Here is a 26,286-nt window from a genome sequence, read left to right on the forward strand (position 1 = left end):
CATGAAAACGGCCCGCTTCCTTTTGGAGGCGGGCCGTTTTTTTTGCGCTCCCACATTTGTTTGGAGGTGCTTCTGACAGGAATGTCTGTAGTGCTTTATCCAGTTTTTTGAAGGAAAAATCCCTAAAAAAGCAGGGTAAATCTGATTTCCTTGTCCCTCCATCAACACCCCTTGTCGCTCATGCAGAATCGCCCGCCTTCATTCTGCAGAGACACATCGGATGTTCGCGCCTGCCAATCAACCGCGTTTCACGTTGACCCTCGACGGCGTCCAGAATGAGCTCAAGGTGCTTGAGTTCACGGGCAAGGAAGCCATCAGCCAACCCTACCGTTTTGACCTGGAACTGGTCAGCGAGCGACCCGACATAGAGCTCGAAAGCCTGCTGCATCGTCAGGCGTTTCTGAGTTTCGATGCGCAAGGTTCCGGTATTCATGGTCAGATCTTTCGCGTCGGCCAAAGCGATTCCGGGCACCGTCTGACGGGTTACCAGATCAGTCTCGTACCGCGTCTGGCGTATCTCGACCGGCGTATCAATCAGCGGATCTTCCAGCACAAAAGTGTGCCGACGATCGTCACGCAAATCCTCAAGGACCACGGCATCCAGCGCGACGCCTTGGAGTTCCGGCTCGGCAGTGACTACCCCGATCGCGAGTACTGCGTGCAATACGCTGAAAGCGATCTGGCGTTCATCCAGCGCCTGTGTGCCGAGGTCGGTATTCACTACCACTTCCAGCACAGCCCCGACGGGCACCTGTTGGTGTTCGGCGATGATCAGACGGTTTTCCCCCGTCTGCCCGAACCGACGCTGTACCTGCCGGGCAGCGGGATGGCTGCGGATGCGCCGGCGATCAAGCGTTTCAATGTACGGCTGGAAACCCGGACCACCGCAGTCACCCGTCGCGACTACGACTTCCAGAAACCGCGTTTGCAACTCGAAAGCCGCCTCGACAGCGAACAGCGGCCGGCGCTGGAGGACTACCACTTTCCCGGTCAATTCACCGACCGTGAACACGGCAAACACCTGACTCAGCGAGCGCTGGAGCGGCACAGCGCGGATTACCGTCAGGCCGAAGGTCGCGGCGATGAATCCGCATTGGTCAGCGGGCATTTCCTATACCTGGCCGAACACCCGCGTCAGGCGTGGAATGACCTGTGGTTGATCACCGAAATAGAACACCGCGGCCGTCAACCGCAGGTACTGGAGGAGTCAGCCACCAGCGACAGCCCGGATGATTTCCAGGGCTATCGCAATACGTTTCTGGCGACGCCGTGGGACGTTTCTTTTCGCCCACCGCTGGGCCCGGAAAAGCCACGGATGCTCGGCTATCAACCCGGCGTAGTCACCGGCCCGACGGACAGCGAAATCCATTGCGACGAGTACGGTCGGGTCAAGGTTCAGCTCGCCTGGGACCGTGACGGTCAGCTCAACGAACACTCCAGTTGTTGGCTTCGCGTCGCCACTGGCTGGGCTCATGACCGTTACGGCAGCGTGATGATTCCGCGCGTCGGCATGGAAGTGCTGGTGGGGTTTATCGATGCCGATGCCGACAAGCCACTGGTGATGGGCTGCCTGCCCAACGCCGCGACGCCTGTGCCCCTCGATCTGCCGGCGGACAAGACCCGCAGCATTTTCCGCAGCCAAAGCAGTCCCGGTGGCGGCGGTTACAACGAATTGCGCATCGAGGATCGCAAAGGCGCCGAGGAAATCTACCTGCGCGCCCAGCGCAACTGGACTCAGCACGTCCTTAACGATCAACAGGTGCAGGTTGATAACCGTCGCAGCATCGTCGTCACCGGCACCGCCCGCCATGAGTTGAAGGCCGACGAAAAACGCATCACCCATGGCCAGCGCCAGACCGAAGTGCGGTTGGACGATCACCTGGTGGTGGTCGGCGACCGGCACATTCGCGTGAGCAATCAAGCCCTCAATGCCAGTCAGCAATTCCACGTCAGCGCCGGCCAACAAGTGGTCATCGACGGCGGCGCCAGCGCGACCATTCAGGCGGGCGGGCAGTGGATCAACATCGGCCCCGGCGGGATTTTCAGCAGCGTGCCGATGCAGGTCGGTGGTGCTCTGATGGCGGCCATGGCTTCTGCGCCGAGCTTGCCGGATATGCCGTTGAAACTTGCAGCAGCCCCGGCGGCGCTGCTCAGTGCCGCGCAGATTCTCAGCCTGCAAAGCGACGCGCCGTTCTGCGAAGAGTGTGAGCGCTGCAAGGGCGGTGTCTGTGCTGCCTGATGTTTTGTCGCCTCGCGCCTGGCTGGAGCGCCAGCCACTGCAACCGTCGGAGCAACTGTTCGCGATTTTCAGCAGCGCCAGTGCCGCTGAACCGTTCAAAACCTGGCAACGCTCGATCACTGCACAAGCGTCGAGCCCGATCTGGGCCGGCACTGCCTACGCCGAGTGGGAAGCGGTGATGCCCTATGTCGGAATCGTCACCGCTGACAGTGAGTTTCTGGACTGGGTAGCCGCCACTGAGTCCCGCGATTGGGGTTGGCTGGCGGTGTCTTGCACCACTCAAGAGGCGTTGGTCGAGCATTTGCGCAGCCTCACACATGTTCTGATGCCCAACGGCAACGCGGTGTTTTTCCGCTATTGGGATGGGCGCTATGTGCTGCCGATTCTGCAATCTGCCGAGGTTAACGCTGCGCAACTGATGCCGGTGATCGGGCGTTGCCTGATCAATGGCCAACCGCTGGATATCGGTGGTAGTGCGCTGAAAACCGCCAGGGATTTCCCCTGGTGGGAAGTATCTGAATCGCTGCTCAACCACCTCGCCACCGAGTCCGCGACAACGCATATCAACAACCTGCTGAAGTGGTTGAGCGAGGACCGCCCTGATCTTTATGAGGCGTTCTCCGAAAGCGTGTTGCGGCACAAAGTCGCGAGCTTTCTTGAGATGCCAGACCTGCCTCAAGCGCCGAAATCAGCGTTGGTGGATTACCTGATGACGGAGCTGGACTGATGGATCAGATCGTACGGATCGAGCAGGAGCTCGACGGTTTCAAAGACACACTGGTTTTGTATCGCCAGCAGCTCGGCAACTTCTTGAACCGGAACGCGGACAGGGTCAGCCGGGCGATGGACATGCCTTCGCTGTTGGACATGGAGCGGGTGATAAAACTCGGCAATACCACGACTGCGGTGAGCAGTGGCGACGATGATTTTATCTCGGGTCTTGCGCAGTGTCCGGCTAGTGGAATTCTGCAGATCGAGAGCAAGTTCGAATCGGTCTACGACATTCCGTTGGGGAGCATTCAGGTCGATGTGATTGCCAATGATGGCGGCGAAAGTACACCTGTCACACTCGATGAAAACGGTCAGGGGCAGTTCAAAGGCACGCCCGGCAAGTTCTACCGCGTTCATGTCCACACTGAAGTCACCCCGACTCAAATCGATGATCTTTTCTCCTCCTACGACGGCCTGACCCAGGAGCTGGAAAGCTGGCTGCGCAGGGAATGGGAAGGGTTCAAGCCGCAGTGGTCGCAGCAATCGGCATCCGCTTCGTTGGCGACGGTGGGCAATGGAATGCTCGCGGGAGGTTGGGCGGCGATTCAGGCGGTTTGGGATGGCATGGGTGAACTCGCCGATATCCTGAAAGACCCCAACGCCTATGCCGAGAAGCTGGGTGAAAGCGCCGGCAGACTTGCCGATCTGGCCGTAACCGCTCCAGACAAGATGGAAAAGGCCATGTTGCTGGCCAGCGACGAGGCGGCGCTGTGCTTGCTGATGCGCACCGCGACCTTGTGGCTGGAAGCATTGCCACCTTCGCAACTGGCCGGGTCTTCGGCTGAAGCGATTTCCAAGGTCGTGGTTGGCTTGGTCATCGACCTGTTGATTGGTTTGGTACTGAGTGTGGTCGGGGTTGGCATTGCCTGGCTGACCCGTGCGCCTGGCCAAGTACAGCGCACAGATTTTTCAGGCCGCCATGGGCTTCGTGAAGTCGATGGTTGCGATCATCAACAACTTCATGGAGTACGTTGATCGCTACAAAAAGGTCGCCGCGCGCGGTGTTGCGGCGGGCCTGAAAAAAGGCCGGATGCAACTGCGCTGGGATGCCAAACGCAACACCACGCTCAAGCAAAACGAACACCACGACGATTCCCCGGATCAGGCGAAAAACCCCAACGGCGACAGCGCCGACTCAGTCGACAAAACCGCGACCAACCAATGCCCGGTGTCGATGGTCACCGGCGAAGAACTGCTGACCCTCACCGACGGTGCGCTGGACGGCCTCCTGCCGTTTGACTTCACCCGGCTCTACCGCACCAGCGCCGCCGAGATCGACTGCGGCCTCGGCTTTGGCTGGAGCCATTCGCTCGCCCATCGGCTGGAAATCGACGGCGACCAGGTCATCTGGATCGACCACGAAAACCGCCGCACCACGTTTCCATTGCCGAGCAGCGAACGCCCGGCGATCCACAACAGCCTGTCGCGCGCGGCAATTTACCTGGGCAATGACCCCGAAGAACTGATCCTCGCCCAGGCCGGTGGCGACACGCGGTTCTACCACTTTCACAATGGTCGGCTGACGGCGATCAGCGACGCCTACGACAACCGCTTGCGCATCACCCGCGATCGTCAGGAGCGCATCCAGCGCGTCGACAACGGCGCCGGTCGTGCCTTGCTGTTGCGCTACGACCGTGCCCACCTGATCGCTGTCGACTACCAAAGTTTTCGCCAGGCCCAGATCCTCGCCGAGGCCTGGCACACCGAACAAACCTTGGTCAGTTACCACTACGACGAACGCGATCAACTGATCGAAGCGAGCAACGCCGCCGGCGAAAGCGAGCGTTACGACTACGACGATCAACATGTGATCCTGCAGCGGCAACTGGCCGGCGGCGCGAGTTTCTTCTGGGAGTGGGAACGGTCCGGCAAGTCGGCGCGCTGCGTACGGCATTGGGCGTCGTTTGCGCAGATGGACACGCGCTATGTCTGGGATGACCAGGGCCGCGTCACCGTCCGGAACATCGATGGCAGCGAAGAGGTTTACGTCCACGACGACCGGGCGCGGCTGGTGCGCCGGGTTGGGCTGGATGGCGGCGAACAGCTCAAGGCCTACGACGAGCAGGGCCGAATGGTGGCCGAGCAGGATCCGTTGGGGGCCGTCACCGAATACCGTTACGACGACGTCGGACGCTTGGTGGCGCTGATTCCACCGCAAGACGAACCGACGGCCTACGAGTATCGCAACGGTTTCCTGCATGCGCGCTATCGCGGTCAGGCGGTGTGGAAATACCAGCGCAATGCTCAGGGTGATGTCACCGAGGCGACCGATCCCGACGGTCAGGTCACCCATTACCACTACGACGAACAAGGCCGGCTGCTGTCGATCCGCTACCCGGACACCAGTCGCCATGTGTTCGTCTGGAATGCCTTGGGTCAGTTGCTTGAGGAAACACTGCCAGATGGTGGGCAGCGAACGTTTTCCTACGATGCGCTGGGACGGCAGACGACTCGTCAGGACGAACACGGTGCGCTCACCCAGTATCAATGGGATGCCGTCGGCCGACTGGTCCAGGCGACATTGCCGACCGGCGCCACCCGTGGGTTCAGCTACAACGCCTACGGCAAGATCACCGCCGAACGCGACGAACTGGGCCGCATCACCCGCTACGAATACGTCGACGATTTGCACCTGGTCAGCCGCCGGATCAATCCCGACGGCACCCAGCTCCAGTACCGCTACGACAACGCGCAGCTGCTGCTCACGGAAATCGAAAACGAATCCGGCGAACACTATCGGCTGGACTACACACCCAACGGCTTGATCCGACAGGAAACCGGTTTCGACGGCCGCCGCACCGCCTACGTCTACGACCTCAACGGCCATCTGCTGGAGAAAACCGAATTCGGCGATGACGGCTCGCAGCTGGTTACCCTGTACGAGCGGGATGCGGAAGGACGGCTGTTAGTCAAAACCTTGCCCGACGGCATCAAGGTCGAATACCGCTACGACAGCCTCGGCCGATTGGTCAGCGTCGACGACGGTCACGATCACCCGCTGGAGTTCGAGTACGACCAACAGGACCGCCTGATCACCGAGCATCAGGGCTGGGGAACGCTGCGCTATGGCTACGACGCCTGCGGCCAGCTCAACCGCCTGCGCCTGCCGGACGGCAGCAAACTCGACTACCACCACGCCAAGGGTGGTGCGCTGACGGCTATCGACCTTAATGGCACACGTCTTACAAACCACACGTACAAATCCGGTCGAGAACTACAGCGCCAGCAAGGCCTGCTACTCAGTGAATATGACTACGACGAACAGGGCCGTCTGAAGGCCCATGCCGTCAGCCAGCAGCAAAAAAGCCTGTACCGCCGCGACTATGCCTACAGCCTCAACGGCAATCTCGATCATATCTCCGACACCCGCCACGGCCAGCGCAGCTACCAGTACGACGCGCTGAACCGGCTGACCCGCGTCCGACACACCCGCGACGACCCACCGGAAAGCTTCGCCCACGACCCCGCCGGCAACCTGCTGATGCAGGACCGCCCCGGCCCGTCGACCGTCAAAGGCAATCGCCTGCTGATGCAAGGCGACCGTCATTACGACTACGACGCCTTCGGCAACCTGATCCGCGAACGCCGTGGCACCGGGCAGAAACTGGTCACCGAATACCGCTACGACTGCCAGCATCGGCTCATCGGTGTCACCACCCCGGACGGTCGTTGCTCAAATTACCGCTACGACGCCTTCGGCCGTCGTATCGCCAAAACCGTTGACGGCCACACCACCGAATTCTTCTGGCAAGGCGACAACCTCGTCGCCGAAAGCGGCCGCGAGCATTACCGCAGCTACGTCTACGAACCCGGCACCTTCCGCCCGCTGGCCATGCTCGACGGCAAAGGCCCGAAAAAGGCCTGCCCGTTCTACTACCAGCTCGATCACCTGGGCACACCGCAGGAACTGACGGATTTTGGCGGCGAGCTTGTCTGGTCGGCGAAGTACAACGCCTACGGCAAAGTCACGGACCTGGCACTCGGTGGAGGCGAGCAGCTTGACCAGCCACTGCGTTTCCAGGGGCAGTACTTCGACGTCGAGAGCGGTCTGCACTACAACCGGCATCGGTACTATGATCCGGAGGTGGGTCGGTATCTGACACCGGATCCGATCAAGTTGGCGGGTGGGCTGAACCAGTACCAGTACACGCCTAACCCGACGGGGTGGGTTGATCCGTTGGGGTTGAGCGGGAATTGTCCGCCACCGAATAAGCCTGGGTGTGGGGCGCCGGATGATACGACTGGCGCTAGGGTTGATGAGGGTGAGCCGCTACTGCCGAAGCTGACGGGTGAGCAGCGGCGGGCAAAAATTGATGAGTTATCAGAGTCGGTTTTTTATAGGCGTTTAAAGGAAATGGAAGAATCGATTGATGGTGCCCACTTCCAGCAGAAACATGGTGCACAAACAACCCTGCAATCCCAGCTTGATCGGGTGAAGGAAGGCAAAAATCCCACGACAGGCGAAATAGAAAGGTACGAGAAAGGAAAGAAAAAAGGCGAGCCTGTCATTCCTTCGGCCGCGACGCGTTTTCTCAGTCATCGTGATCAATTTAATGCAATACAACGTGCTCAGTTAATTTTTAGGCAGAGTGGTATAGATGCTTCACGACAACCTATTGAAATGGGTAAAAAAATAGGTGAAGGATTTAAAAGGGAGGGATTGCAGTATGGTGAGCAAACTAGAGCGGTTGTCATACTGGACAAAAATGGTAAAGCTAAAACTTCATACACGGAATTTGACTGATGAATAGGCCCTACACACTGTGGAGTATACGCGGTCTGCTTTTTGTTTTTGATATTGAAAATACGCATGATTTGGAGCGGGAGGAGATTATCGTTTCGAAAAATGTGAATGATAACAAAGAACTTGCCGAACTTTTTGATATCTTGCTACGCCCGGAATTTTTTATTTATAGTGAGCAAGAGCGCATTTCATTAATCGAAACTTTGTCTTATTTTTTAGAGGTGGGTAATAGTTTTGATGAGGTTTTTTCAAAAATGGATACGTATTTTGATGATGACGTTAAAGATCAAAGACAATTTATGAAAGTTCTCCTTGGTTGTTTGGGACGGTATCAAAGCCAAGGAAATGGCAATAATTAATTTCTGTAGAAGGAGAAGGTCTAATGTCTGAACAGGTAAATTGCAACAAAGGGACCAACAAAGGGGGCGGATTTATTTGCTGCCAACTTCAAAGGTGTTGTTAGTATTGATAGGGGCTATAAATAAATCTATCCCATTTTTGCTTTGTCTTTTTGGTGTTTTATTGTGTTCCGTTATGGTGGGTTTTTGACGAATGATGTTGTTAATAGCTATTAGAAAATGGATTGCTATAGTGCGAGCTACGTATAAGAATCGGGCGGAGAGTTCGGGTTCTGCTGTTCAGCGACAAACCACTAGCTGCGAACTTCATGGTGACAGCAAGAGGTGGAGAGCCGTTCCAAGTTCTAAATTTATAAGCTATACAGCGCAGCTGAGTGCTTATAATGAAGCGATGACAAGGGAGACTAGAAAAATGTCTCGTTTTACTGGGGAGGATAGTAAAGGAAATTTGGTAGTAAGAATGGAGGCTGAAAATGTAGGTCAGGGATATGAACCTAATCCTTTAGACCCAGAAAATCCGCGTTTCATTCCTCAGATGAATGCCTTTGAGATGAAATTCGATTTTGAGACATTGAAGCCTATAGCGCTTTATCCGATAGAGAAAATCTAATGCTGATGCATCCGTATCTTAACGTTCCATATAATCCAAGTGTAGAGCACTTTCTCGGTGGGTTCGATATATATGATCGCGAGGAGAGTCTTGGGGTTGAGTTGTCGGCGTACGATCCTGAGTGTCCTTCAGATAGAGAGTTTTTAATATCCCGGTTTATTGTCAAGCGCTTCGCTGCGTTGAGTTATCGGCACAAGTTTGTTTTGTTCTTTGTGTTGGGAGAGGCTCTTGAGGGTGACTCGAGTGTTTTTTCTGAGATTTTGGAACATGATCCGATGTCTCCCTCCTCGCTCCCTCCTGGGTGGAATGAAATGGAAAATCCTAGGGCGTTTTTTGAAGATGTGTACCTCAAGTTATCCGAAGCGTGGGTTGATGATCTGTATAAAGCGAGCCAGGAGGATATTTCAACTTGGTGAGGGTAGTGCTTAAACTAGAGATAAATTTAATGCTTAATTGTTGTGTTTGTTGATTTTGTCAATGGTGTTTTAATGGATTGCTACTTTGAAGATAGTGGAATCTACCCGTTTCGATGATGTTGACCACGATTTTGGATATGAGTACCGTGGTTATAACTACGACATACAGAATGAAGAGGATGTGTATCTGATCAGAATTTACGATGACGAACCCGTACAGGCAACGGTAGTACGTCCGACTACGATGTCTAAAAACGGCCACCTTAGAAAGCTTGTTGAATTCTTACAAACCGAACTAGGGGTGTCCAAGATCCATCTCTACAAGGGCGATTTGGGGAGCTACGCCGAGATCGATCTTGATAGCTTGGCATTCTGCTCCGTCTGAAGTCGGCGGCAAGAGAGTTACAGGCGTTTTACACACTCTGGGCCGAATTCTGTCGTTGCTGAGCGGCAGCTATAGGTGGTGGATTCAACAGGTGGCGAAATCAAGCCAAGCTTCAGTGAAGCCTTTCGCCACGTTTGCTTTTTTGAGCGAAATTTCTGGGCAAGGTCGTCGGAAGTTTCCTTCAAGCCGTATCGGTTTCCATGAACTGGTGCGAAGTGAGATCCATGGATAGTCTTTGGCTGTCGCTGCAAATGCAGTGGCAGGGTGTAGGAACCCTGGACAACTCACCGCGCATCAGCGCTGTCGTTTGATTGCGGCACTTAACTTGTGTCCGTAACATCGTTCGCGGCGGCTGTGCGCGGGGCACGCTACGGCGTGGCTGAGTTTGGTGAGTTGCTCAGTTTCCTACTCCCGCGTACGGCTGCCACCCAAGCCCGTAGGAAAGGCCGTTGGTAGCTTTAATTCAATCACCAAGGTCTAAAAAAATGAAAACACTGACACCCGATCCGCCCTACGAAAAACCAATCCCCCACCCCGAAAACCGCTTCATGGCCCTCACCGGCAACTGCACCGACATGCCGACCCTGTTCGTCGATACCCACGCGCCGCTGGATATCTTGACTGACACTGCCAGCTATCGAATTCGCGCCGTTACTCAGGTGCTGGAAAACATGTCCATGCGCGGCTCGGTTGAGTGCGAATCTTTCATTCTTAGTGACTTTGCCTTGCTCTGTGCCATTTCATTGCGTGATGGGTGTGATGTGCTGGATGTGGTAGGGCGGCGGTTGCGGGCGCGGCCTTCGGAATAACGTCGAGTGGCCTTTGTGGCGAGGGAGCTTGCTCCCGTTGGGCTGCGTAGCAGCCCCAAAGCCTGCAATCCCGTTTTGTCAGCTGTACCGAGTGGTTTGGTTTGGCGACTGCTTCGCAGTCGAGCGGGAGCAAGCTCCCTCGCCACAGGTTATGGGGTGGTCTGGATATTTTGGGGCTGCTTTGCAGCCCAACGGGGGCAAGCCCCCTCGCCACAGGGTTTATGGATTGGCGCGGTATTGGGGTTGTACTTGCCCGCTCAGCCGCGAACCCCTGACGTCCTGCGCCGTACAGGGTAAACTTCCCGGCCTTCGCAGGAGCAGCCATGAATTATCGTCACGCCTTCCATGCCGGCAATCACGCCGATGTGTTCAAACACCTGACTTTGACCCGCCTCATCGCCTTGATGTCGCGCAAGGAGCAGCCGTTTGCTTATCTCGACACTCACGCCGGCATCGGCCTGTATGACCTGCAGGGCGATCAGGCCAGTCGTACCGGTGAGTACCTGGAAGGCATCGCGCGGTTGTGGGATCAGCCGGATTTGCCAGCGCTGACCGCCGATTACATGAAGGTGTTGCACGAGATGAACCCGGATGGCCAGTTGCGCTATTACCCGGGGTCGCCGGAGTTGGCGCGGCGTTTGACCCGGCCGCAGGATCGCGTGTTGCTCAATGAGAAGCACCCGGAAGACGGTGTGTTGCTCAAGGACAACATGAAGGGCGATCGTCGGGTGAAGGTTCACCTGGGCGAAGGCTGGCATGTGCCGCGTGCGTTGTTGCCGGTGCCGGAGAAGCGGGCGGTGATGTTGATCGATCCGCCGTTCGAACAGCTTGATGAGATGCAGCGTTGTGCGGCGTCGTTGAAAGAGGCGATTGGCCGTATGCGCCAGACGGTGGCGGCGATCTGGTATCCGGTGAAGGATCAGCGGGCGTTGCGGCGCTTCTATCAGGATCTGGCCGGAACGGGTGCGCCTAAGTTGCTGCGGGTGGAGTTGTTGGTGCATCCGCTGGATACGCCGAACAGCCTGAACGGTTCGGGGTTGGCGATTGCCAATCCGCCGTGGGGGCTGGAGGAAGAGTTGCGTGAGTTGCTGCCGTGGTTGTCCAAGAAGTTGGGGCAGACCCAGGGTGGGTGGCAGATGGATTGGTTGATCGCCGAGAGCTGATCAGTTGCATGTGTGGCGTCTAATCGGACGCCTTCGCGGGCAAGCCTCGCTCCTGCAGGTCGGTGTGACCGTAGGAGCGAGGCTTGCCCGCGAAGCTTTTCAGCGTCCGAAATTTAGATCGGGCACGTCACGCCAGTACCGCCAATCCCGCAATACCCCTCAGGATTCTTGGCCAGGTACTGCTGGTGATACGCCTCGGCGTAGTAGAACGTCGGGGCTTCGTCGATTTCAGTGGTGATGATGCCTTTGCCAGCTTTGGTCAGTTCCGCCTGGAACACTTTCGCACTGTTCTTCGCCGCTTCCAGTTGTTCCGGTTTGGTGCAGTAGATCACCGAGCGGTACTGGGTGCCGATGTCGTTGCCCTGGCGCATGCCCTGGGTCGGGTTGTGCAGTTCCCAGAACATTTTCAGCAGCTGTTCATAGCTGACTTTTTCCGGCTCATAGACTACGAGCACCACTTCGGTGTGCCCGGTCAGGCCCGAGCAGACTTCTTCGTAGGTCGGGTTCGGCGTGAAGCCGCCGGCGTAACCGACCGAGGTGCTGAACACGCCTTCGCGCTGCCAGAATTTGCGTTCCGCGCCCCAGAAGCAACCCAGGCCGAAGATTGCGAATTCTACGTTGCCCGGAAACGGACCCAGCAGCGGGTTGCCGTTGACGAAGTGTTTCTCCGGAACCTTGATCGGGGTTTCGCGGCCAGGCAGAGCTTGTTCTTTAGTCGGGAGCACGTTTTTGTTCACCAGAATTTCCGAGCGCAGAACCATGATCAGTCCTCTCAGTCAGGTTGAGATGTAAATACAGACTGCCAGTTTGCCCGAGTGTTACGTCGCTGTCAGGCGATTGGGCCGCGCGGGTAGCGTTTGAGCTTTTCGATCAGCTCGGAGCCCGGGATCGGTCGGTCGAACAGGTAGCCCTGGCCGACGTCGCAGCGGTGGCGGCGCAGGAAGGCCAGTTGCTCGGCAGTCTCGATGCCTTCAGCCACGACCTTGAGTTTCAGGTTGTGGGCCATGGCGATCACGGCGGAGGTGATTTCCATGTCGTCCTGGTTGTCCGGGATTTCGTGGATGAAGCTTCGATCGATCTTGATGATGTCGATCGGGAATTTTTTCAAGTAGCTGAGCGACGAGTAACCGGTGCCGAAGTCGTCCATCGCCAGGGTCAGGCCCAGACGCTTGAGCTGATCGAGCTGCAAGTGGGTGTCTTCGGTGGCTTCCAGCAGCAGGCCTTCGGTCAGTTCCAACTCCAGCAGGTTCGCCGGCAGCGCTTCTTCCTTGAGGATGTTGGCGATGGACGCCACCAGGTCCGGGTCAGAGAACTGCTTGGGCGACAGGTTGATCGCCACTTGCAGGTTGCCCAGGCCGGCGGCGGTCAGGTCTTTGCTCATGCGGCAGGCCTGGCGGGCGATCCATTTGCCGATCGGGATGATCAGTCCGGTTTCTTCGGCCACGCTGATGAACTGGTCCGGGCGGATCATGCCTTTTTCCGGATGGTTCCAGCGCAACAGCGCCTCCATCCCCAGCAACCGGCCGCTGCGCAGGCACAGCTTGGGCTGGTAGAACACGTCCAGCTCGTTCTGGGTCAGGGCGCGGCGCAGGTTGTTTTCGACGAACAGTTTGTAGCTGGCCTCGGCGTTCAGCGCTTCGGTGAACACTTGCACCTGGTGTTTGCCGTTGGCCTTGGCCTTGTGCAGCGCCAGGCCGGCGTTGCGCATCAGCGTCTGTGGGTCGCGACCGTGCAGCGGCGCGCAGGCCAGGCCCACGGAGCCGGTGACGCTGATCAACTGGTTGTCGACGAACATCGGTTTGTCGAGGGTTGCCAGCAATTGATTGGCAACCTGCTGGCCCGCCGAGAGGTCAGTGTCGTCCAGCAGCACCGCGAATTCGTTACTGGCAAAGCGCGCCAGACTGCCGCTCGAACTCAGGCTGTTGCGCAGGCGCCGCGCCAGGCTGATCAGCAGTTTGTCGCCGGTCTGGTGGCCGAGGCTGTCGTTGATCCGCTTGAAATTGTCGATGTCCACCAGCAGCAGGCTGATGGGTGTATCGCTGTCTCGGGCGAAGCGCTCATCGAGGTTGCGGATGAACGCCGGGCGGTTGCCGAGGTTGGTCAGGTTATCGGTGTAAGCCAGGCGCTCGATTCGTTGCTGGGCGAGCTTGGTCTGGGTGATGTCTTCGTAGATGCCGATGTAGTGCGTCAGCTCACGGTTGTCGCCGTAGACCTTGGAAATCGACAACTGGCCCCAGTAGGGTTCGAGGTTTTTACGCCGGCTCTTGAACTCGCCCTGCCAGCTGTTGCTTTTGGCCAGCGCCGACGGAGCGTCGAACAGCAGTTCGCTGAGGTTTTCCAGCGCCGGCAGTTCCGACAGCCGCTGACCGTGGACTTCCTCGGTGGTGTACTGGGTGATCGCGGTGAAGCTTGGGTTGACGTACTCCACCACGCCGTCGCAATTGACCAGCAGAAAGGCGTTGGCGCTTTGTTCCACCGCACGCTGGAACAGGTGCAGGGCGCTGGTGGCGGTACGGCGGTTGTGGTTGTTGATGACTTGGGCGAATTGATCCGCCAGTTCGCCGGCAAAGGCGATTTCGTCCGATTGCCAGGCGCGGGTCGCCCCGATCTGTTCCAGGCAGAGCACGCCGACCACCTGGCCATCGACACGGATGCTGGCGTCGAGCATGGCGTTGACGTCGCGCGGGCGCAGGTACTCGGCGATTTCCCGGGTGCGCGGGTCGCGCATGGCGTTGTGGGCGTCGATGGCGCGGCCGGTGTGCAAGGCCTCGAGGTAATCGGGAAAACCACTGGCGTCGATCGGCTTCGGCAGTTGGTGATTGCGGGTGGCACGGTGATAGGCCGAGATCGGCGTCAGTAGCGAGCCATCGAGGTTCCACAGGCTGGCGCAGTCGATTTCATAGATGTCGCAGGCGCTGCGGGTGATCAGTTCGGCGGCTTCTTGCAGGGAGTTGTTGGTGCTATAGCGCTGGCGGGTCAGCAGCAGGATCAGGTCTTGCTGGGCGCGCACCCGGTCCAGGTGCTGCAGTTGTTCCTGCTGGGCACGTTGATTGAGTTCCAGGGCGATTTGCAGGCGTGAGTTCTGGGTTTCCAGATCCAGCGCCGGCAGCAAGGGTTCGCCGTCGAACAGGCCGTCCACCACCATCAGGTAGCCGCGCAGCAGGTGCCGATTGTGTTGTTTGTAGGCTTCGCCCAGTTCCAGCAGGCTCAGAACGCCGGCGGCGGTGTGCAAGGTGTAGCGGATCAGGTAATGCGGGCTTTCGGTGAGTTGCTGCTGGATCGTGTCATGCAGTTGATAGCGCGCTTCGGGCTCCATCAGGCTGGCGTAGGGCGAGCCGACCAGAGCACAAAGCTCCACCGCCGGCAGGCCGAACTGTCGTTCGCAATTAGGATCGAGAAACAGCAGCGCCCAGCTTGGTTCATTCAGCCGTTCGAAACGCAGCATGCCGAGCCGCGAGGGCACAGGCAACTGCGTCACTACCTCGGCCACCATACGGCTGGCGGCATCGGGTTGGCTTTTCATTGAAGGAAACTCGCTTCGAATATGCTGATCGCGCCGGGCTCTCGCCCTCTTTACTGTTGCCTGCGGCAAGGTTGCATCATTGCGACACCGACTGACAAGAGACATGAAGGCCAAGTGCTATAAGAATATGTCGGCAGGCGCACAGTTTTCTCCAGCGAGGCGTCAAAAAGTAATGTTATGGGCCAAAAGATTGCAGCCCGTAGGGGCTGCCGAAGGCTGCGATCTTTTCGAGGGATCAACGAAATTTGATGCTGATCGACTGCAATGGCTTGCCATCCCGATCGTGATAATTGACGCGAACCTGCTCGGCCTCGACGATCAGATGCGCGAAGTTGTCCTGGCTGATCACCTCGCTGGTCAGTTCATGCCGATAGTCGCCTGCCGCTGTTCGGGCCAGGGCCTGATCGAGGATGAAGGTCGATGCCTTGGCGTACGGCAGCAGTTTGCTGTTGCACAACGGTGAAGACACGATGGTGTGGACTTCGAAATCCGGGTCCTCGCTGTGGGTCAGGCGACTGGTGAGGGAGCCGTGAACATCGCCGGAGATGAACAAGACGTTCTTGATACCGCGTGTACGAATCGTCTCCAGCAGCCGTAGGCGTTGCTCCGGGAAAGCTTTCCAAGCGTCATCGCCGTGAAGTTTACGGTCGGGATAGAACATGACACTGGTGACCACGAATTTGACCCGGGCCGGGTTATTGATCAGCCATTTGAGCAGCGCCTGTTCCTGTTCTTCGTCAAGGATGCGCCGGTCGTTGGCCGACAGATTGCGTCGGGTTCGACTGTCGGTGACAAACCACCCGATATCACCCTCGGAGAACTGATACCAATACTTTTCCAGTCTTTTGCTTACTTGCCCATTGGCCAGCAGCTCATACGTGGGGCTGTGACTGGCTTGATATAACTCATATGCTGCAATGGCGTTTTTGTATAAGTAATCATCGGCGTTACTTTTGTTGGCGGGCCAGTTGTCTTCTATTTCATGGTCGTCGAGGATCATGTAAGTCGGCATGCCCGACATTAACTTGGAAATATGAGGCTGCGAAAAGGCTGTGCGGTATTTTTTGAGAATGTCCTTGTATTCCCGGTCGGGGGCCACGAGGTTCAAGTCGTCGACGTAAATCTGATCGCCAGTCATCAGCATGGCACTGACGGGCGGTTCGGCGCTGTCCGCCAGGCTGTTGATCGAGGCAAAAATCCGGTCGCCCAACTGTGGGGCCGACGCAATGCCGGCGGTCATTCGCAGGTAACGACACGAGCCGACGATATAGGCCCGTGGCTGGCTGATTTTGCTGGACTGCGTGCGAAAGCGGTAAATCTCCCGTGGCCATTGCAGCGGCAGTTCCAGAACTGTCTCCACGGTATGCACCGGGCTCATGGGGCTGAACCAGCCTGCCTGGTACTCATAGTCGGTGTCGGTGACCAGGTCATTGAGTGCAATGACATCGGACATGTCGCGCAAGACGGACAGTTTTGCAAATGCGCCTTTGGACCAGAGTTTCTCGCCTGTGCGTCGATAACGGATGCCCGCAAATACCAAGGCGTCGTTCTGTAATTCACCGCGCAAGAAAATACGCGCATGGTTAGTTGTGGTATGGCCGATAATTGGGCCGACAGTTGGTTTGAACATGTTCGAATCCATTCGAGGTAATGCTAACTAAGCAAATTAAGTCATCGAGGTTTCTATTAGAAATCTCCGAACTAAGCCTAGTTATTGGCTGGAGAAAAATATCGGGCAGAGGTGGACTGGGGTTGTAGGTGGCGTAAGCCTTAGATGTAGGAATAAGGCACGAAGAGGGTCAATCCCGTAGCAGCAGCCTCGCAAGCTCGACAGCTGCTACATAGGATGCTGAAACGCGGAGGGCTTTCTTCAGGGCAAAAAAAAGCCCCGCCAAATCGACGGGGTTGAGGTACGAGCGTGGCGCTCGGAAAACGTGGAACGCGATTGGCCCTCCGCCAGGGGAGGGCCAGTCGGTGTTACAGCAGGATGGTGCGGATGTCTGCCAGCAGGTCGCTCAGACGCTTGGTGAAGCGTGCAGCAGCGGCGCCGTTGATCACACGGTGATCGTAGGACAGCGACAGCGGTAGCATCAGTTTCGGCTGGAAGGCTTTGCCGTCCCAGACTGGCTGGATGGTTGCCTTGGAAACACCGAGGATCGCCACTTCCGGCGCGTTGACGATCGGCGTGAAGCCGGTGCCGCCAATGTGGCCGAGGCTGGAAATGGTGAAGCAGGCGCCTTGCATCTCGTCCGACGAAAGCTTCTTGGTCCGGGCTTTCTCAGCCAGGGAAGCAGCTTCGGCGGCCAGTTGCAGGAGGCTCTTCTGGTCGACGTTCTTGATGACCGGTACCAGCAGGCCATCCGGGGTGTCGACGGCGAAGCCGATGTTCACGTATTTCTTGCGGATGATCGCTTTGCCGCTTGGTGCCAGCGAGCTGTTGAAGTCCGGCAGTTCCTTGAGCAGGTGTGCGCAGGACTTGAGCAGCAGCGGCAGGATGGTCAGCTTGACGCCGGCCTTCTCTGCAACGGCTTTCTGGGCGTTACGGAACGCTTCCAGCTCGGTGATATCCGCCGAGTCGAATTGCGTCACGTGCGGCACGTTCAGCCAGCTGCGGTGCAGGTTGGCAGCGCCGACCTGCATCAGGCGTGTCATCGGCACTTCTTCGATTTCGCCGAAGCGGCTGAAGTCCACGACCGGAATCGGCGGGATGCCCGCGCCGCCGGTTGCACCAGCTGCAGCGGCCGGAGCTTCCTTGGCCTTCTGCATCATGGCCTTGACGTAAACCTGAACGTCTTCCTTCAGGATGCGACCGTGCGGACCGCTGGCGCCGACAGCGCTCAGCTCGACGCCGAACTCGCGAGCCAGTTGACGCACGGCAGGGCCGGCGTGAACTTTCGCGCCAGGCTTGGCAGGAGCAGCAGCCGGGGCAGCAGCAGGAGCGGCGGCAGCCGGAGCGGCAGCGGCAGGCGCTGGAGCACTCGGCGCGGCAGCGGCAGTCGGAGCCGGGGCTGCAGCAGGTGCCGCGCCTTTGACTTTCAGCTTCAGGATCAGGTCGCCGGTACCGACTTCGTCATCCAGCTTGATGGAAATGCTTTCCACCACGCCAGCGGCAGGCGATGGGATTTCCATGCTCGCCTTGTCGGATTCCAGGGTGATCAGCGACTGATCGGCGGCAACAGTGTCGCCAGCCTTGACCAGTACTTCGATGATCTTGGCCTTGCCCGCCGAACCGATGTCCGGGACGTGAATGTCCTGAACGCTGTCGGCAACCGGTGCAGCCGGAGCCGCGGCGGCTGGCGCCGGAGCAGCGGCAGCAGGCGCAGCAGCCTGGGCAGGAGCGGCAGCAGCAGGGGCCGCAGCACCCGCCACTTCCAGATCCAGAATCAGGTCGCCCGTGCCGACTTCGTCGTTGAGCTTGACGCTGATGGCCTTGACCACGCCAGCAGCGGGCGAAGGGATTTCCATGCTGGCCTTGTCGGATTCCAGGGTGATCAGCGACTGATCAGCCTCGACGGTGTCGCCGACCTTGACCTGGATCTCGATGATCTGGGCCTTGCCCGACGAACCGATGTCCGGCACGTGCACTTGCTGGATGCTGGCAGCAGCCGGCGCGGCAGCAGGCGCCGCTGGCGCAGGTGCGGCAGCCGGTTTGGCTTCAGCTTTGGCAGCTGGCGCAGCAGCCGCAGCCGCCGCAGGGGCTGGCGCAGCGGCACCTTCGACTTCCAGTTCCAGCAGTTCGTCGCCTTCTTTCAGGCGATCGCCCAGCTTCACTTTCAGGCTCTTGATGATGCCGGCCTTAGGCGCAGGCACTTCCATGCTCGCCTTGTCCGATTCCAGCGTCAGGATGCTCTGATCGGCTTCGATACGGTCGCCGACCTTCACAAACAGTTCAATTACTTCACCTTCACCGCTGCCGATGTCAGGTACGCGAATGAGTTCGCTCACAGAGTGTCTCCTCAGCAGTCCAGTGGGTTGCGTTTTTCCGGGTTGATGCCGAACTTGGCGATGGCTTCAGCCACCACTTTAGGTTCGATGTCACCACGGTCAGCCAAGGCTTCCAGGGCTGCCAACACCACGAAATGACGGTCTACTTCGAAGAAGTGACGCAGCTTCTTGCGGCTGTCACTGCGGCCGAAACCATCGGTGCCCAGGACTTTGAATTCCTTGGACGGGACCCACTGACGAATTTGTTCAGCGAACAGCTTCATGTAGTCGGTAGAGGCAATGACCGGACCTTTACGGCCGTTCAGGCACTCTTCGACGTAGCTCAGCTTAGGCTTCTGGCCAGGGTGCAGACGGTTAGTGCGTTCAACGGCCAGGCCATCGCGACGCAGTTCGTTGAAGCTGGTAACGCTCCATACGTCGGCGCCGACGTTGAACTCTTCACGCAGGATCTTCGCCGCTTCACGGACTTCACGCAGGATGGTGCCGGAGCCCATCAGCTGAACGTGGTGCGCCGCTTCGCGGGTGTCTTCCTCGAGCAGGTACATGCCTTTCTTGATGCCTTCTTCGGCACCGGCCGGCATGGCTGGCTGCTGGTAGGACTCGTTCATTACGGTGATGTAGTAGAAGACGTCCTGTTGTTCTTCGGTCATCTTCTTCATGCCGTCCTGAATGATCACCGCCAGCTCGTAGCCGTAGGTTGGATCGTAGGTGCGGCAGTTCGGGATGGTCGCGGCCAGCAGGTGGCTGTGACCGTCTTCGTGTTGCAGGCCTTCACCGTTCAGGGTGGTACGGCCGGCGGTGCCGCCGATCAGGAAGCCACGGGTACGGCTGTCGCCAGCGGCCCAGGCCAGGTCGCCAATACGCTGGAAGCCGAACATCGAGTAGAAGATGTAGAACGGCAGCATCGGCTGGTTGTGGCTGGAGTACGAAGTACCGGCAGCGATGAAGGAGCTCATGGCGCCCGCTTCGTTGATGCCTTCCTCGAGGATCTGGCCCTTCTGGTCTTCCTTGTAGAACATCACCTGGTCTTTATCGACTGGCTCGTAGAGCTGGCCGACGGAGGAGTAGATGCCCAACTGACGGAACATGCCTTCCATACCGAAGGTACGGGCTTCGTCCGGGATGATCGGTACGATGCGCGGGCCGATTTCCTTGTCCTTGACCAGTTGCGCGAGGATCCGCACGAAGGCCATGGTGGTGGAGATTTCGCGGTCGCCCGAGCCGTCCAGGATCGCCTTGAGGGTGTCCAGTGGAGGGGTCGGGATGTTGAAGCTCTTGGCGCGACGCTGAGGCACGAAACCGCCCAGTGCGGTACGGCGCTCGGCCAGGTAGCGGGCTTCGGCGCTGCCTTCTTCCGGTTTGAAGAATGGCAGGTTCTCCAGCTCTTCGTCCCTGACCGGAATGTCGAAACGATCGCGGAACAACTTCAGGCTGTCGACATCGACTTTCTTGGTGTTGTGCGCAGTGTTTTTCGCTTCGCCGGCACCGGTGCCATAACCCTTGATGGTCTTGGCCAGGATGACAGTTGGTTGTTCCTTGTGGTTGACCGCTTCGTGGTATGCCGCGTAGACCTTGTACGGGTCGTGGCCGCCACGGTTGAGCTTCCAGATCTCGTCGTCGGACAGATCGGCAACCATCGCCTTGAGTTCTGGCGAGTTGAAGAAGTGTTCACGCACGAACGCGCCGTCTTTGGCTTTGTAGTTCTGGTACTCGCCGTCGATGACTTCGTCCATGCGGCGTTGCAGGATGCCGTCGACGTCCTTGGCCAGCAGTGGGTCCCAGAAGCGGCCCCAGATGACTTTGGTCACGTTCCACTGAGCACCGCGGAACACGCCTTCGAGTTCCTGGATGATCTTGCCGTTGCCGCGAACCGGGCCGTCGAGGCGCTGCAGGTTGCAGTTGATGACGAAGATCAGGTTGTCCAGCTTTTCGCGGCCGGCCAGGGAGATCGCGCCCAGGGATTCCGGCTCGTCGCACTCGCCGTCGCCCAGGAAGCACCAGACTTTCTGTTTGCCTGGCTGGATGAAGCCACGGTGTTCCAGGTACTTCATGAAGCGTGCCTGGTAGATCGCCTGGATCGGGCCCAGCCCCATGGATACGGTCGGGAACTGCCAGAAGTCAGGCATCAGCCATGGGTGTGGGTAGGACGACAGGCCCTGACCGTCGACTTCCTGGCGGAAGTTGTTCATCTGGTCTTCGGTGATGCGGCCTTCCATGAATGCACGGGCGTAAACGCCTGGCGAGGTGTGGCCCTGGAAGTAGATCAGGTCGCCGCCGTGTTCGTCGGTCGGGGCCTGGAAGAAATAGTTGAAGCCGATGTCGTACAGGGTTGCGCTGGAGGCGAAGCTGGAGATGTGACCGCCCAGGTCAGAATCTTTCAGGTTCGTGCGCATCACCATGGCCATCGCGTTCCAGCGTACCAGCGAGCGAATGCGGCGTTCCATGAACAGGTCGCCAGGCATGCGTGCTTCGTGGGTAACGGGAATGGTGTTGCGGTATGGCGTGGTGATGGCGTAAGGCAATTGCGAACCGCTACGGGTTGCGAGTTCGCCCATACGGGTCATCAGATAGTGAGCACGGTCTTCGCCTTCTTTGTCGAGAACCGATTCCAGGGCGTCCAGCCATTCCTGGGTTTCGACGGGATCGAGGTCTTGCATGGCTTGCTCCAGGGCGGAAAGGCTTCCAGAATCGGTTGCCTGAGTTTGCGACTGGCCTTGTGGGCAGACGATATAAATTCTTGGATTGCCGATAGGTTGTTCCGGCGGCGTGTAGTTTTACTACAAATCTTCGGGCATTTCAGCCTTTCGAATGTATAGACGAGTAGTAAAACTACAGATGATTGGCTTGTGGCCTCCGGCTGCGTTGTGAGAATAATCGTTAAGGTTGGTCTTTTGCCAATCGAAAAAGGTGGAAGCTTGATGATCGCTGCCAAAAAAAAAGAAATCTCAGCTATTTCTAACCTTTGTTCGACAGTCAGTCGCGTAGCGTGTTTTCACGAATCACTACATGCAGCCCTTCACACGCCGATCAAGGATAGACCATGAGCCTCCCTTCGCTTGCCGAACTGCCCGATGGGCTCCTGCCGTTAGTCACCCGCGCCGAGCAGTCGTTTCGTACGACGGTCGGGGTCCTTCCCGATGACCATGGCCTGTCTGCCTGGACGCCTGAGCGCTGGGCGCAATTTGCCCGCGTCGCCGCTGCCAGCGATTTTGTGATTGAACAGAGTCTGCGTGACCCTTTGATGTTGCTGGAACTGGTGCAGTCCGGCGAACTGGACCGCGCCTTGGCACCGGGCGAGTTGTGCGCACAGATCGCCATGGCGGTGAGCGCCGCCGAAACCGACGACCAGCTAGGCCGTGCCCTGCGCCGCCAGCGTAATCGTCACCAGGTGCGGATCATCTGGCGCGACCTGACTCGCCAGGCCGATCTGGTGCAGACCTGTCGCGACCTCTCGGACATGGCCGATGCCAGCATCGATCAGGCCTATCAGTGGTTGTACTCGCGGCATTGCCAGCAGTTCGGTGTGCCCACCGGGCGGCGCAGCGGCGAGCCGCAGCAGATGGTCATCCTCGGCATGGGCAAGCTCGGCGCGGTGGAGTTGAACCTGTCGTCGGACATCGACCTGATCTTTGCCTACCCCGAGGGCGGCGAAACCGTCGGCGTGAAGCGTTCGCTGGATAACCAGGAGTTTTTCATTCGCCTCGGCCAGCGTCTGATCAAGGCGCTGGACCCGATGACTGTCGACGGTTTTGTGTTCCGCGTCGACATGCGGCTGCGGCCTTATGGTTCGTCCGGCGCTCTGGTGCTGAGCTTCAATGCGCTGGAGCAGTATTACCAGGATCAGGGCCGTGACTGGGAACGCTACGCGATGATCAAGGCGCGGGTGGTGGCTGGTGATCAAGTGGCTGGCGCCCAGTTGCTCGAGATGCTGCGGCCGTTCGTTTACCGGCGTTACCTGGACTTCTCGGCCATCGAAGCGCTGCGCACCATGAAGCAGTTGATTCAGCAGGAAGTCCGGCGCAAGGGTATGGCCGACAACATCAAGCTTGGCTCCGGCGGCATCCGTGAAGTCGAGTTTATCGCCCAGGCCTTCCAGCTGATTCACGGTGGTCGCGACCTGAGCCTGCAGCAGCGTCCTCTATTAAAAGTACTGAGCACCCTGGAGGGGCAGGGCTATCTGCCGCCGGCGGTGGTCAGCGAACTGCGCCAAGGCTACGAATTCCTGCGTTACACCGAGCACGCGATTCAGGCAATTGCCGACCGCCAGACCCAGATGTTGCCGGACGGCCCGCAGGATCAGGCGCGCATTGCCTTCATGCTCGGGTTTGCCAACTGGACGGCATTCCACGAACAACTGATGTACTGGCGTGGCCGGGTGGCCTGGCACTTTGGTCAGGTGATTGCCGATCCCGATGAAGAGCAGGGCACCGAGAGCGAAGTGGTGGTCGGCGGGGAATGGCTGCCGCTGTGGGAAGAAGCCCAGGACGAAGAAGCCGCGTGCCGCCAGCTCGAAGAGGGCGGTTTCGCCGATGCCGCCAAGGCGCTGAAAGCATTGGCCAGTCTGCGCAGCAGTCCGCAATTGCGTGCCATGCAGCGCCTGGGGCGGGAACGCCTCGATGCTTTTATACCGCGCTTGCTGGCTCAGGCCGTGGAGCACGCCAATCCCGATCTGGTGCTGGAGCGTGTGCTGCCACTGGTTGAAGCGGTGGCGCGGCGTTCCGCCTATCTGGTGCTGCTGACCGAAAACCCCGGTGCGCTGCGCCGTCTGCTGACACTGTGCGCGGCGAGCCCGTGGATTGCCGAACAGATCACGCGCTTCCCGTTGCTGCTCGACGAATTGCTCAACGAAGGCCGGCTGTTCAAGCCGCCACTGGCGCCGGAACTGGCGGCCGAGTTGCGCGAGCGTCTGACGCGGATTCCCGAAGACGACCTCGAACAACAAATGGAAGCCCTGCGGCATTTCAAACTGGCGCACCGCTTGCGTGTCGCAGCTTCGGAAATTGCCGGTAGCCTGCCGTTGATGAAAGTCAGCGATTACCTGACCTGGCTTGCCGAAGCGATCCTCGAACAAGTGCTGGCCCTGGCCTGGCGCCAGACGGTGGCCAAGTACGGTACACCGCTGCGCACCGATGGCAGCGTGTGCGACCCTGGATTCATCATTGTCGGTTACGGGAAAGTCGGCGGCCTGGAATTGGGGCACAGTTCGGACCTGGACCTGGTGTTCATCCATGACGCGGATCCGCAAGCGGAAACCGACGGCCCGAAACCCATCGACGGCGCGCAGTTCTTTACCCGGCTCGGGCAGCGGATCATTCACTTGCTGACGGCTCAGACCAACTCCGGTCAGCTATATGAAGTGGACATGCGCCTGCGGCCGTCCGGTGCTTCCGGTTTGCTGGTGAGTTCATTGGGCGCGTTTGCCCGGTATCAGGAGAACGAGGCCTGGACCTGGGAGCACCAAGCACTGGTGCGGGCGCGGGTGCTGGTGGGTAGTCAGGATGTCGGCCAAGCGTTCGAGAAGGTTCGCGCGACGGTATTGGCCAAATCGCGGGACCTGTCGACCTTGCGCCAGGAGGTCAGCGAGATGCGCGCCAAGATGCGCGATAACCTCGGCAGCAAGAGCACGGCGGCAGGCACGGCGGCAAATGCCTTCGAAGCCACGGCGCCGTTCGATCTCAAGCAGGACGCTGGAGGTATCGTCGATATTGAATTTATGGTGCAATACGCGGCTCTGGCGTGGTCTGAAACACATCCGTCATTGCTGCGCTATACCGACAATATCCGCATTCTGGAAGGGTTGGAGGAGGAAGGGTTGATACCCGCCGAAGACGCCAGCCTGTTGCGTGAGGCTTATAAAGCCTACCGCTCCGCCGCTCACCGGGAGGCCTTGCAGAAGGACTCCGGGGTAATACCGGGCGATCAGTTCGTGGATGAGCGACGGCAGGTCATGCGGATCTGGCGTGAGCTGGGGTTAAGCTGAAGCTGACAAGAGTGTGGCAGGCTTTTGTGGCGAGGGAGCTTGCTCCCGCTGGAGTGCGAAGCACTCCCATATCAGATTGTGCGGTCCGCCAGATTAAAACGCAGTGGCAGTTTTGGTGCTGCTTCGCAGCCCAGCGGGAGCAAGCTCCCTCGCCACAGAGGGTTATGCTAACTAACATGGATGTGTATTAAATTTATTCGACGAGCCCCAGCCGGCTCGTCCAAATGACCTGGTGGCTCACCCCGCAGGTGCTGGATTCTCGAGGCGGGGAGGCGTATGCCTCCCCGGTTCGTTTTTGGAAACCACATGAAAATTCTGATCGTTGGGCCCAGTTGGGTCGGTGACATGGTGATGGCGCAGACACTTTTTCAGTGTCTCAAACAACGCCACCCGCAGTGCGAAATCGACGTGCTGGCCCCCGAGTGGAGCCGGCCGATCCTCGAGCGCATGCCCGAAGTACGCCAGGCCTTGAGCTTCCCGCTCGGCCACGGCGTGCTGGAACTGGCGACGCGTCGGCGCATCGGTAAATCCCTGGCCGGTCAGTACGACCAGGCCATCCTGCTGCCCAATTCGCTGAAATCGGCCCTGGTGCCGTTTTTTGCCGGCATCCCGAAACGCACCGGCTGGCGTGGCGAGTTCCGCTACGGCCTGCTCAATGATGTGCGCACGCTCGACAAAGAGCGTTATCCGTTGATGATCGAGCGCTTCATGGCCCTGGCCTTTGAGCCTGGCATCGAGCTGCCGAAACCTTATCCACGGCCGAGCTTGCAGATCGATCCGGTGACTCGCGACGGCGCACTGGCCAAGTTCGGCCTGGCCCTTGACCGTCCAGTGTTGGCGCTGTGCCCTGGCGCCGAATTTGGCGAGTCCAAGCGCTGGCCGTCCGAGCACTATGCCAAGGTCGCCGAGGCGAAGATTCGTGAAGGCTGGCAAGTCTGGCTGTTCGGCTCGAAAAACGATCACGCGGTGGGCGAAGACATTCGTGGGCGGTTGATTCCGGGGCTGCGTGAAGAGTCGGTAAACCTCAGTGGCGGCACTTCCTTGGCCGAGGCCATCGATCTGCTGTCCTGCGCCGACGCGGTGGTCTCCAACGACTCGGGCCTGATGCACGTGGCTGCCGCGCTGAACCGCCCGTTGGTGGCCGTGTACGGCTCGACGTCGCCGGGTTTCACGCCACCGCTGGCCGAGCATGTCGAGATCGTGCGCCTGGGCATCGAATGCAGTCCGTGCTTCGATCGCACCTGCCGTTTCGGTCATTACAACTGCTTGCGCCAGCTCATGCCCAAAGCGGTGAACGAAGCCTTGCAGCGGTTGCTGGGCACTGTGGTCGAGGTCAAATAGT

The 26,286-nt window shown here is 58.6% G+C and carries 15 protein-coding genes and 1 pseudogene; 11 read left to right on the top strand and 5 right to left on the bottom strand.

Annotated elements, in window-relative coordinates:
* The first annotated feature begins 220 nt into the window (after nt 1–220).
* The 9 genes and pseudogenes from FFH90_RS03270 (at nt 221) to FFH90_RS03315 (ending at nt 11,496) form a co-directional block, all read left to right on the top strand.
* Nucleotides 221–2,239 (top strand): type VI secretion system tip protein VgrG, encoded by a 2,019-nt coding sequence (locus FFH90_RS03270; protein ID WP_138866675.1) that lies wholly within the window; start codon nt 221–223, stop codon nt 2,237–2,239.
* The gene (locus FFH90_RS03275) at nt 2,229–2,966 is read left to right on the top strand and encodes a DUF4123 domain-containing protein (RefSeq protein ID WP_138866676.1); all 738 of its coding nucleotides are present in this window, start codon (nt 2,229–2,231) and stop codon (nt 2,964–2,966) included. Before FFH90_RS03270 ends, FFH90_RS03275 begins: the two co-directional genes overlap by 11 nt.
* Nucleotides 2,966–7,754: pseudogene (locus tag FFH90_RS03280) on the top strand (RHS repeat-associated core domain-containing protein). The gene FFH90_RS03275 and the pseudogene FFH90_RS03280 overlap by 1 nt, the downstream one beginning before the upstream one ends.
* A complete protein-coding gene (locus FFH90_RS03285; protein ID WP_138866677.1) occupies nt 7,754–8,113 on the top strand; it encodes a hypothetical protein in 360 nt (119 codons plus the stop codon). The pseudogene FFH90_RS03280 and the gene FFH90_RS03285 overlap by 1 nt, the downstream one beginning before the upstream one ends.
* Nucleotides 8,114–8,525: 412 nt before the next feature.
* Nucleotides 8,526–8,723, top strand: a complete 198-nt coding sequence (locus FFH90_RS03290) for a hypothetical protein (protein ID WP_026331923.1) — start codon at nt 8,526–8,528, stop codon at nt 8,721–8,723.
* A complete protein-coding gene (locus tag FFH90_RS03295; protein WP_138866678.1) occupies nt 8,723–9,139 on the top strand; it encodes a hypothetical protein in 417 nt (138 codons plus the stop codon). Before FFH90_RS03290 ends, FFH90_RS03295 begins: the two co-directional genes overlap by 1 nt.
* Nucleotides 9,140–9,233: 94 nt before the next feature.
* The gene (locus tag FFH90_RS03300; RefSeq protein ID WP_230138900.1) at nt 9,234–9,524 is read left to right on the top strand and encodes a hypothetical protein; all 291 of its coding nucleotides are present in this window, start codon (nt 9,234–9,236) and stop codon (nt 9,522–9,524) included.
* Nucleotides 9,525–10,009: 485 nt separating this feature from the next.
* A complete protein-coding gene (locus tag FFH90_RS03305; RefSeq protein WP_086944101.1) occupies nt 10,010–10,333 on the top strand; it encodes a hypothetical protein in 324 nt (107 codons plus the stop codon).
* A 323-nt stretch (nt 10,334–10,656) separates the two neighbouring features.
* Complete coding sequence (locus FFH90_RS03315; protein WP_018928567.1) at nt 10,657–11,496, top strand: 23S rRNA (adenine(2030)-N(6))-methyltransferase RlmJ; 840 nt, start codon at nt 10,657–10,659, stop codon at nt 11,494–11,496.
* Between the two features lie 113 nt (nt 11,497–11,609).
* Here the strand turns inward: FFH90_RS03315 and msrA are convergent, their stop codons facing one another.
* The 5 genes from msrA to aceE all read right to left on the bottom strand — a co-directional run bounded on the left by msrA (nt 11,610) and on the right by aceE (nt 21,621).
* Nucleotides 11,610–12,257, bottom strand: a complete 648-nt coding sequence (msrA, locus tag FFH90_RS03320) for a peptide-methionine (S)-S-oxide reductase MsrA (protein WP_018928566.1) — start codon at nt 12,255–12,257, stop codon at nt 11,610–11,612.
* A gap of 68 nt (nt 12,258–12,325) precedes the next feature.
* The gene (locus FFH90_RS03325; protein WP_018928565.1) at nt 12,326–15,019 is read right to left on the bottom strand and encodes a bifunctional diguanylate cyclase/phosphodiesterase; all 2,694 of its coding nucleotides are present in this window, start codon (nt 15,017–15,019) and stop codon (nt 12,326–12,328) included.
* 235 nt (nt 15,020–15,254) lie between these two features.
* Entirely contained in the window at nt 15,255–16,649 is a 1,395-nt protein-coding gene (locus tag FFH90_RS03330; RefSeq protein WP_138866680.1) for an alkaline phosphatase D family protein, read from the bottom strand.
* Nucleotides 16,650–16,996: 347 nt separating this feature from the next.
* Nucleotides 16,997–18,964 carry a dihydrolipoyllysine-residue acetyltransferase gene (gene aceF, locus FFH90_RS03335; protein WP_138866681.1) on the bottom strand — a complete coding sequence of 656 codons (1,968 nt, stop codon included), beginning with the start codon at nt 18,962–18,964 and terminating at the stop codon, nt 16,997–16,999.
* A gap of 11 nt (nt 18,965–18,975) precedes the next feature.
* On the bottom strand, nt 18,976–21,621 hold the full coding sequence (aceE, locus tag FFH90_RS03340; RefSeq protein WP_018928562.1) for a pyruvate dehydrogenase (acetyl-transferring), homodimeric type: 2,646 nt from the start codon (nt 21,619–21,621) through the stop codon (nt 18,976–18,978).
* Between the two features lie 383 nt (nt 21,622–22,004).
* Between aceE and glnE the strand changes: the two genes are divergently transcribed.
* Complete coding sequence (gene glnE, locus FFH90_RS03345; RefSeq protein WP_018928561.1) at nt 22,005–24,944, top strand: bifunctional [glutamate--ammonia ligase]-adenylyl-L-tyrosine phosphorylase/[glutamate--ammonia-ligase] adenylyltransferase; 2,940 nt, start codon at nt 22,005–22,007, stop codon at nt 24,942–24,944.
* A 306-nt stretch (nt 24,945–25,250) separates the two neighbouring features.
* Entirely contained in the window at nt 25,251–26,285 is a 1,035-nt protein-coding gene (gene waaF / locus FFH90_RS03355) for a lipopolysaccharide heptosyltransferase II (protein WP_018928560.1), read from the top strand.
* Nucleotide 26,286: the final 1 nt, after the last annotated feature.

It is taken from the genome of Pseudomonas sp. ATCC 43928 (assembly GCF_005938665.2).
Lineage (GTDB): Bacteria > Pseudomonadota > Gammaproteobacteria > Pseudomonadales > Pseudomonadaceae > Aquipseudomonas.

Coding starts and splice junctions, on each gene's coding strand:
- FFH90_RS03270 (WP_138866675.1), top strand. CDS start 221: ATGTTCGCGCCTGCCAATCAACCGCGTTTCACGTTGACCCTCGACGGC.
- FFH90_RS03285 (WP_138866677.1), top strand. CDS start 7,754: ATGAATAGGCCCTACACACTGTGGAGTATACGCGGTCTGCTTTTTGTT.
- FFH90_RS03290 (WP_026331923.1), top strand. CDS start 8,526: ATGTCTCGTTTTACTGGGGAGGATAGTAAAGGAAATTTGGTAGTAAGA.
- FFH90_RS03295 (WP_138866678.1), top strand. CDS start 8,723: ATGCTGATGCATCCGTATCTTAACGTTCCATATAATCCAAGTGTAGAG.
- FFH90_RS03305 (WP_086944101.1), top strand. CDS start 10,010: ATGAAAACACTGACACCCGATCCGCCCTACGAAAAACCAATCCCCCAC.
- FFH90_RS03315 (WP_018928567.1), top strand. CDS start 10,657: ATGAATTATCGTCACGCCTTCCATGCCGGCAATCACGCCGATGTGTTC.
- msrA (WP_018928566.1), bottom strand. CDS start 12,257: ATGGTTCTGCGCTCGGAAATTCTGGTGAACAAAAACGTGCTCCCGACT.
- FFH90_RS03325 (WP_018928565.1), bottom strand. CDS start 15,019: ATGAAAAGCCAACCCGATGCCGCCAGCCGTATGGTGGCCGAGGTAGTG.
- FFH90_RS03330 (WP_138866680.1), bottom strand. CDS start 16,649: ATGTTCAAACCAACTGTCGGCCCAATTATCGGCCATACCACAACTAAC.
- aceE (WP_018928562.1), bottom strand. CDS start 21,621: ATGCAAGACCTCGATCCCGTCGAAACCCAGGAATGGCTGGACGCCCTG.
- glnE (WP_018928561.1), top strand. CDS start 22,005: ATGAGCCTCCCTTCGCTTGCCGAACTGCCCGATGGGCTCCTGCCGTTA.
- waaF (WP_018928560.1), top strand. CDS start 25,251: ATGAAAATTCTGATCGTTGGGCCCAGTTGGGTCGGTGACATGGTGATG.